We start from the raw sequence: 552 nt of genomic DNA on the forward strand, positions 1-552 counted from the left end.
CAACTGCGCCGCCACGCCCCGCCGGCGTGCGTCGCGATGCACCATCAGCTTCTGCACCTCGGCGCGATGGCGCCCGTTGGGCTTGCCGCAGAGCGACAGCTGCACCGTGCCGAGCGCCCGGTCGCCGTCGCGGCAGACCCACAGGCGGTGTCGCGGGCCGAGCTGGTCGAAGACGCCTTCCCAGTACTCGCGCATCTGCGCCTCGTCGATGTCCTCGAGGAAACCGAGCGAGCCGCCGCCGTCGATGACGTCGAAGAACAGCTCGCCGAGCGCGGGCATCCAGTCGCGGTCGGTGCCGCGGAGGTCGATCAGTTCCATGGGGATTCCTGGTGGAGCGGGGAGGAGGCGGTCGCCACGGGGGCGCGCAGGGGCTTGCCCAGGCACACCGCGTCGGGGCGATCGACGTAGGCGCCATAGCGGGGGATCTCGGAATAGCCGTGGCGCCGGTAGAAGCGCAGCGCGCGTTCGTTGACGCGGCGCGTCTCCAGCCACAGCGCGCGGTAGCCCATGGCGAGCGCCTCGCGCTCCAGCGCCGCCAGCAGCGCGGCGCCG

General features: G+C 72.6%; 2 protein-coding genes. Both read right to left on the bottom strand.

From position 1 onward, the window contains the following. Positions 1-318, bottom strand: a 318-nt coding sequence (locus FUT87_RS26215) for a GNAT family N-acetyltransferase (protein WP_147242880.1), incomplete at its 3' end; no start/stop codon positions are given. Further along, the coding region (locus tag FUT87_RS26220) for a GNAT family N-acetyltransferase (RefSeq protein WP_147242881.1) at positions 309-552 on the bottom strand (244 nt) is incomplete at its 5' end. The genes FUT87_RS26215 and FUT87_RS26220, both read right to left, overlap by 10 nt.

The sequence above is a fragment of the Mitsuaria sp. TWR114 genome (assembly GCF_007997345.1).